Source organism: Pseudomonas sp. GW821-FHT07G10 (genome assembly GCF_059418545.1).
In genome coordinates this window covers 89,224-95,628 of the sequence record NZ_JBWKQB010000025.1, presented here as the reverse complement: position 1 = coordinate 95,628, position 6,405 = coordinate 89,224, and the positions used below count along the sequence as shown (strand labels likewise).

At 53.8% G+C, this 6,405-nt stretch carries 8 protein-coding genes; 3 read left to right on the top strand and 5 right to left on the bottom strand.

Annotated elements, in window-relative coordinates; genetic code table 11:
• Window positions 1-129 precede the first annotated feature (129 nt).
• Window positions 130-1,263: a hypothetical protein gene (locus AC07O1_RS23715; RefSeq protein ID WP_495090329.1), complete on the bottom strand. Its 1,134-nt coding sequence runs from the start codon at window positions 1,261-1,263 to the stop codon at window positions 130-132.
• Window positions 1,264-1,839: 576 nt separating this feature from the next.
• On the opposite strand from AC07O1_RS23715, the gene AC07O1_RS23710 reads away from it, so the two are divergent.
• On the top strand, window positions 1,840-3,075 hold the full coding sequence (locus AC07O1_RS23710) for an MBOAT family O-acyltransferase (RefSeq protein ID WP_495090328.1): 1,236 nt from the start codon (window positions 1,840-1,842) through the stop codon (window positions 3,073-3,075).
• 1 nt (window position 3,076) lies between these two features.
• Complete coding sequence (locus tag AC07O1_RS23705; protein WP_495090327.1) at window positions 3,077-4,141, top strand: hypothetical protein; 1,065 nt, start codon at window positions 3,077-3,079, stop codon at window positions 4,139-4,141.
• 140 nt (window positions 4,142-4,281) lie between these two features.
• Here AC07O1_RS23705 and AC07O1_RS23700 read toward each other — a convergent pair whose 3' ends face one another.
• Complete coding sequence (locus tag AC07O1_RS23700) at window positions 4,282-4,986, bottom strand: hypothetical protein (RefSeq protein ID WP_495090326.1); 705 nt, start codon at window positions 4,984-4,986, stop codon at window positions 4,282-4,284.
• 106 nt (window positions 4,987-5,092) lie between these two features.
• On the bottom strand, window positions 5,093-5,596 hold the full coding sequence (locus tag AC07O1_RS23695; RefSeq protein ID WP_495090325.1) for a hypothetical protein: 504 nt from the start codon (window positions 5,594-5,596) through the stop codon (window positions 5,093-5,095).
• Here AC07O1_RS23695 and AC07O1_RS23690 point away from each other — a divergent pair.
• The gene (locus AC07O1_RS23690; RefSeq protein ID WP_495090324.1) at window positions 5,595-5,729 is read left to right on the top strand and encodes a hypothetical protein; all 135 of its coding nucleotides are present in this window, start codon (window positions 5,595-5,597) and stop codon (window positions 5,727-5,729) included. The two genes, AC07O1_RS23695 and AC07O1_RS23690, sit on opposite strands and share 2 nt — an antisense overlap.
• A gap of 9 nt (window positions 5,730-5,738) precedes the next feature.
• On the opposite strand, the gene AC07O1_RS23685 is transcribed toward AC07O1_RS23690, so the two are convergent.
• Window positions 5,739-5,993 (bottom strand): Txe/YoeB family addiction module toxin, encoded by a 255-nt coding sequence (locus tag AC07O1_RS23685; RefSeq protein WP_495090323.1) that lies wholly within the window; start codon window positions 5,991-5,993, stop codon window positions 5,739-5,741.
• Complete coding sequence (locus AC07O1_RS23680) at window positions 5,990-6,244, bottom strand: type II toxin-antitoxin system prevent-host-death family antitoxin (protein WP_494991892.1); 255 nt, start codon at window positions 6,242-6,244, stop codon at window positions 5,990-5,992. The genes AC07O1_RS23685 and AC07O1_RS23680 overlap by 4 nt, the downstream gene beginning before the upstream one ends.
• Window positions 6,245-6,405: the final 161 nt, after the last annotated feature.

The window sequence follows — 6,405 nt, the reverse complement described above, 5'->3', positions numbered from 1 at the left end:
TTTAAAATACAAAACGCCCGATGCGGTGCATCGGGCGTTAGAGTGAAACAGGTGTAAACCTATTTCAGGACTAGACAGTGTGCCGGCACCGGCATTCAGGCGTGCATTGAGGATAACGCTTGAGGTGCTTTACTGCGCTGAACTGACATCCGGCATGGGGGTGTTTTCGAGTTGGTGTACTGCCAGGAAGCGACTGTTGGCGGGTGTCCAGGTGTTGTCGAAGGCTGCTGGCAGATCGCCCCAGAATAAAAGATGCCAGAGTCTCCAAAGTCCCATCCAGGCGTCAAAGTCTGGCCCTTGGCGTGCGCGTCGGGTTTGTCGCTGCAAAGCGCTTCCCAGGGATTGGGCATACAGCCGACAAGCTCTGCAGTCTATGTTTGGCGTGCAGCATTTGACCTCACCAGCGTCTTGCAGATCGACGTGGAAATGTCGGTAATGAGGTGTTACACGGGCAGCACAGTTGGTCGCGATGCCGGTATCGGGGTCGATGTCATAAAGACCGTCGGCGTTATGCACCCACTTATTGAAATTGCGGTCGTAGAGAATGGTCTGGGGGAAGTTTTCCATCGCTTCGCCAATTAAAACCTGTGACAGAGCCAGATCTTGAGCGTCAAGTAGCAGGTTATCGTCGCTATGGCTGAAGCGAAAATAGTCTGAACGATCAAGTTGCTCATTACCCAGTCGGGTGAGGTAGTCAGTCGTCGGGCTGTAATGGTTGAAGCTAAGGCGCAGCCCTTCATCAGCGCACATTCGCGCGATGGCCGGGATGCTTTGGAGGTTTTGACGGGTAACGGTAAAGACGAAGATGGCCCGTGGGTCATTACCGTAATTTCGCACCTGCTTGGCGAATATGTTCGCGCCCCTCAGTTTGGCGCTTTCCTCGGGCAAGCCCCAGAGCGATATCTGCAGGCGATAGTTCAGCTCGCGGGTGAGCTTGCGGGTGCCGTTGGTATAGATGACTCCCTTTGGAATATGTCGGGACATCACGACAAGTTTGCTTTCGACCAGAGACGGCTCGGCTCCGGCTACCTCGGCATAATTGATTCCACGCTTTGCTTCCGCGGCAAAGAATCGATCAATTTGATCAAGGTCGGTAACCGGAACATGCCCTTCATAGTCGGAACCGGCGAAGAAAAGGCAGCCTTCGCAGACCAGGTTACAGGTATTTGACAGATCGTACTGAGAAGGACGAATCGGAAGAACCTGCTTGCGCAGGTAGTCGAAAAATGCGCGGGAATTGTCACCCTGCTTAGTACTGTCCATGTAATGTTCCTGATCTTTAGAGTGCTACGTTTTCGAGGAAGAGGGCGCGCACGGCACATTTATGTATTAGGGGATTTAAGCTGTTTGATTGTTCGACAATCTATGGGATCTTGTACGGGAAATTTGCAGTAATGGCTATTTGCTTTTATCCCCCGGAAACGGGAAAAGACAAGTGGTATCAGTGCCGGTTTTACAGCGCCGATTTTCTGACTTCCGGGACTTGATATGTTGTTCAATAGCCTGCCTTTCATGGTACTTGCCGGTGTTGTCCTGCTGATGACTCTGAACCTTCATCGATTTGGGTTTCAGGCATCAAAGTACTTGCTGATTTTTGCCTCGCTGGGTTTCTACTGCATATGGAATCCATCGGATGTTCCTGTACTGCTATCGTCCCTGTTCGCCAACTGGTTGCTGGCCGGTTGGCTTTTCCGGGCGCAGGGTACTCAACGACGTCTTTTACTTGGGCTAGGCATAGTCGCCAATCTACTATTGCTCCTTTGGTTCAAGGTCGGTCCGGTTTGCATGGGGTTGGTCAGTACATTTTGGCCAGAGGTTCCAGTTCCTGCAGAGCGGCCCTTGCCCTTGGGTATCTCGTTTTTTACCTTCCAGCAAATCGCCTACCTGGTTTCGCTTTATCGCAACAATGCCCGGGCCAAGGGTGCCGACTACACCTTTGTCATTTGCTTCTTCCCGCATCTCGTGGCCGGCCCGCTGGTGCGCCATCGAGACATGATCCAGCAGCTCAACCAACCCAGTACTTTTGCGTTGCGTTCCGCCAACCTGTTCGCCGGAAGCAGCTTGTTCATTATCGGGCTGAGCAAGAAAGTGCTGCTCGCCGACCCCTTGGGCAGTTATTCACACCGCCTTTTCGGTATTGCCGACAGCGGACAGGCGCTGGACTTTCTTTACGCCTGGATCGCGGCGTTGGCAGGATTTCTCAATTTCTATTTCGACTTTTCCGGCTACTCCGACATGGCCTGCGGGTTGGCGTTGATCGTCGGAATTCGTTTGCCGATGAATTTCTACTCGCCCCTGAAAGCCGTGAGCATGGATGAGTTCTGGAATCGCTGGAACATTACCGTTACCCAGTTCATTCGCGATCATGTATTCCGGCCTTTGGCGGGGCGTCGGCTGGTGGTGCGTCGCCATCTGGCGGCATTGCCCCTGACCATGATCATCGCCGGATTCTGGCATGGTGCAACCTTGAACTTTCTACTATGGGGAGCCCTGCATGGTCTTATCGTGACCTGCCAGCATGCGCGTCGTCTGGTGTTGCGCACACCGGCTCCGCGCAATCTGTCCCAAGGACGGCGCTTCATAAGCTGGGGGCAGACGCAACTGATGTTGATCGGTCTGGGCTGCGTTTTCCAAACACACACCATTCAGGGGGCCTGGCTGACGTTGCGTGCTTTGGCCGGATTCGGAGGGCCTGCTCAACCGGTCATTCTGCCGTCGAATTTCCATCAAACCTGGGCGGACGGCATTGTGATGATTCTGGGAGGGACTCCGGCAAGTGCGCTGTCTGTTCTGCCGGGCACCATTGAGGCGCTCCTGCTGATTTTTTTCGCGTGGGGTATCTGCCTGTTTGCGCCGAACTCGGTGGAGATAATGGGGCGCTATCGTCCCGTACTCGACTCGACCAACTTCCTGCGCCAGGGGCTCAAACCCAAGTTGCCTGGCGTTCGAATTGCCGGCCGGCTCCTGGCTGCGCCTGGCGTGGGCTGGGGGCTGATCCTTGCCTTGCTGCTGGGGCTGACCATGCTACGCGTGCTGTCCAATGCATCCAGCCCTTTCAACTACTACAACTACTGACATGACCACACGCCCGAGTTCTTCTGTTCATGCCCGTTTACGCCGCACCATTGGCTGGACGTTGGTCGCGACCATTATGGTGGTGGTGCTGGCTAACCTGTTCACTGTTGTGTTCGCGAAGTTTTTGATCGGGCAAGGTTATTGGCAGGAAAGCAAAGTCTGGAAGGGGCTTTTGCTGGAAGCGCAGACGCCAGCGCCCGAAGTTGTACTGGTGGGCTCTTCCAGGGTGCAAAACCATTTCAACACTGACTATTTCAATACGCATGGTCACAAGACATTCAATATGGGGGCTCCAGGCCTGATGCCTTGGGAGTTCCCCTCCATGGTGCAGCAGGCCTCCGAGGTTGCGGGAAAGACGGTGGTCATCAGTATTCCCGCCGATATCCTTTTTGCTCCTCTTGGCTGTCCAAATCACTGGACGGGCACTGACCTGGTGTTCTATGCCAGGCATGCGCCTGCGTGCTTGAAATCCTTGTCGTTGGCTCAATGGCTGAAGCCCTTGCCCATCAATGCTTTTTTTAGTGAAACCTTTACCAATGTTCACTATTCCCCATGCCGTGATGAGGCTGATCAGTCACTGAAGCAGCTTGAGGTATTACATGGCCCTGATGTCTGTAATGATCCGAGAGGGTTAATGCTATTACGCTACAGTAGACGTTGGGTGGCTGTTTTCCACAATGGCGACGGCTTGATAATCCCCGATGGTTATCCAGCGAGACAGGCTGAAGTGCATTGGCTGGATAGACGACAGACAGCCTTTCAAACGCAAGTCGTGAATTTTCTACGCGAGTTGGCTGATAGTGTTCGTGTCGCAGGGAAAACCCCGGTTTTCATTATTGAAGCCGCGCCTGTCGAACACTTGCTGATTAATCACGAGTTGGAAAAACAGACAGGCACTCGGACGTTGTATATGAATGAAGCACGCTTCATGGATGATGAAATTGCAGATCATGATCACTTGGGGGCGAAGGGCAATGATCGTGTGACTAAATTGCTGTTCGAGCAACTTTTCTGTGTTCCCGACTCGCAGGCCTGCTCGTCTGAGGCAGAGGCATCACGACTCTGACCGTCATGAGCTGCGAGTTTGCGGTTTACCGGTGAGGGGTAAGACGGTATTTACAGGACCGGCCTCTATCCTTCGATTCCGCTGGGGAACGCGACCGGCGCAGGAGCTGCCGCAGGCCGCGATCTTTTGATCTTCCGGTGTTACTGCTGAGCGATGCTGTAACCGTCGAACGCCGTCTGCTGCTGAAGGGCAGTGATGATGCTTTTCCGGGTAGCGGGCTGTTTGGCACCTTCGTTATCCATGAAGGTTTCGTTTTCCAGTTCCGCTTGATCGCCTTCACCGACAAACGCAAAACCGAGGAATTCGAAGGCTTCACGGTCCATGTTCGGCTTGGAGCGAGGTGTGCGCAGGGGCAGGGTGACGCTCACGCCGTCCTTGCTGATGGAGAACACTTCGATTTCTTTCTTGGCGCGAGCCGTTTTGGTTTTGCCGCTGCTGGGGTTGCTGACCGCTTGATGGGTCTGGTTCAACACTTTCAGCGCCAGGCCATACACCAGCTCCTGGAACTCAGGATCGTCTTTGAAGCTGGACAGAATCCGGCTGATGGAAAATTTGCTGCTCAAGTCTTCCAGAGCGGCGATGTCGGCGGCCTCTGCGTCTTTAAGCTGTTTCAGCTCACCCATCAGTTCGTAGGCTTTGTCGTCGTCAAACTGGTCATGTGCCTGGCGAATCGCAATGCGTAAGTCACGAATCTGGTCGCTTTCCTTCGAGGTGTGAAACGCATCGAGCACCATTTCACTAATGGTCTTGGCCTGCGGCACATGCTGCGAAAGATTGATGGCGTTTTCGTATTCCACTTTGGACGACAAGGTGATTACGGATTCATCGGTGTTGGATTCGGGCATTGAAATTTCACTACTTCATTTAACAAGGTTTGAGACGGGAAACGCGCCGGGCATTTTCAGGGCGCGTGTGCAGCGGCGTCAAGGAACCATGCCTGAGTGACGGTTTTTAACGGCTGTGCTGCCAGGATCGCGCTTGCAGTGATAACAACGCCCGATACAAGGTGATCGCCCGCCCGCAAAACAGACCGACCGTGAACCCCGAAGCCACTCCAGTCAGTGCCAGCATTTGCGTAGTCGCCGTCAACTCAGGGTGAACGGCATCCTGATAGCCGGTGTAGTACTTCACGGCGAAGAACAGCTGGGAGATAAGCAGGATCTTCAGGGTTCCGGGGACGATCAGCCCGTTGCCATCAGCCTCCAGTACGGCACCGTTGCGAGAGAACATGCCCATCGCCACCAGGCTGCCAAGGGCCACGCCGCCCATCCAGAAAGCCGTCGACAAGGCGGTGTGATTCAGCGAAAACAGCGACCAGATAACCAGAATCAATGGGGTAATCAGCAACGATATCCTGCTTTCCCTGCTGCTCGAGCAGGCCTTGAACCCGTAATAACAGAGCAGCAGATAAACAGCGAAAACCCACAGCGGCGTGCCTTGCAGGATATCGAGCATGAGTTATCCCCAGGGCGCTGAGCGAAGGGAGATCGAGAAGGCGCTACAGGTTTTCATCGTCAGCTTCCTTGCGTGGACGTTCAGTAAGGTGGCGACTGTTCGCGTCGCCGAGTGGAGAATGCCTGAAATCTGATGTTTGGGTTCAGTAGTGATATCGGCACATCAGTATCTGGATCTCATCGTCTTCTACCCCATAGACCAATCGATGTTCGGTCGTAATCCGACGCGACCAAAACCCGCTGAGGTTATGTTTGAGGGGTTCAGGTTTGCCGAGTCCGTCGAAAGGATCACGCTGGATCGCTTTGATCAAAAGGTTGATACGCTTGAGTCCGGCCTTATCGTTCTGCTGGAACCAGAGGTAGTCATCCCAGCCTTCAGGGGTAAAGAGAATCTTCATTCTTCAATCAGTTGCCTGGCTTTGGCTTTACCGGCGCGAAGGCTGTTGATCGATTTGATCAAGCGCTCGGCGTTGGCGGGGGAGCGGAGCAGGTAAGCGGTTTCTTCGAGGGCGTTGAATTCGGCCAGAGAAATCATGACGACCGGTTCGCCTTTTTGGCGTGTCACCAGCAGCGGAACGCGATCTTCGTTTACTCGATCCATGGTTTCAGACAGGTGCGCACGGGCATTGGTGTAATTGATGGTTTGCATGACGGGGTCCTCGCTCAATGATTTAAACGTACAGAAATACGTACATGTTGGCAAGGTGCTCCCTATGAGCGGTCGTTCTGCCGGGGAAGCGGGACTGGTCTGATCTTTCATAAGGGGACTTCGTGGAATTCAAAAAGAGGCTCAAAGACGCGCTTCAAGAC

Coding starts and splice junctions, on each gene's coding strand:
- AC07O1_RS23690 (WP_495090324.1), top strand. CDS start 5,595: ATGAGTTATCCCCAGGGCGCTGAGCGAAGGGAGATCGAGAAGGCGCTA.
- AC07O1_RS23715 (WP_495090329.1), bottom strand. CDS start 1,263: ATGGACAGTACTAAGCAGGGTGACAATTCCCGCGCATTTTTCGACTAC.
- AC07O1_RS23685 (WP_495090323.1), bottom strand. CDS start 5,993: ATGAAGATTCTCTTTACCCCTGAAGGCTGGGATGACTACCTCTGGTTC.
- AC07O1_RS23680 (WP_494991892.1), bottom strand. CDS start 6,244: ATGCAAACCATCAATTACACCAATGCCCGTGCGCACCTGTCTGAAACC.
- AC07O1_RS23700 (WP_495090326.1), bottom strand. CDS start 4,986: ATGCCCGAATCCAACACCGATGAATCCGTAATCACCTTGTCGTCCAAA.
- AC07O1_RS23695 (WP_495090325.1), bottom strand. CDS start 5,596: ATGCTCGATATCCTGCAAGGCACGCCGCTGTGGGTTTTCGCTGTTTAT.
- AC07O1_RS23705 (WP_495090327.1), top strand. CDS start 3,077: ATGACCACACGCCCGAGTTCTTCTGTTCATGCCCGTTTACGCCGCACC.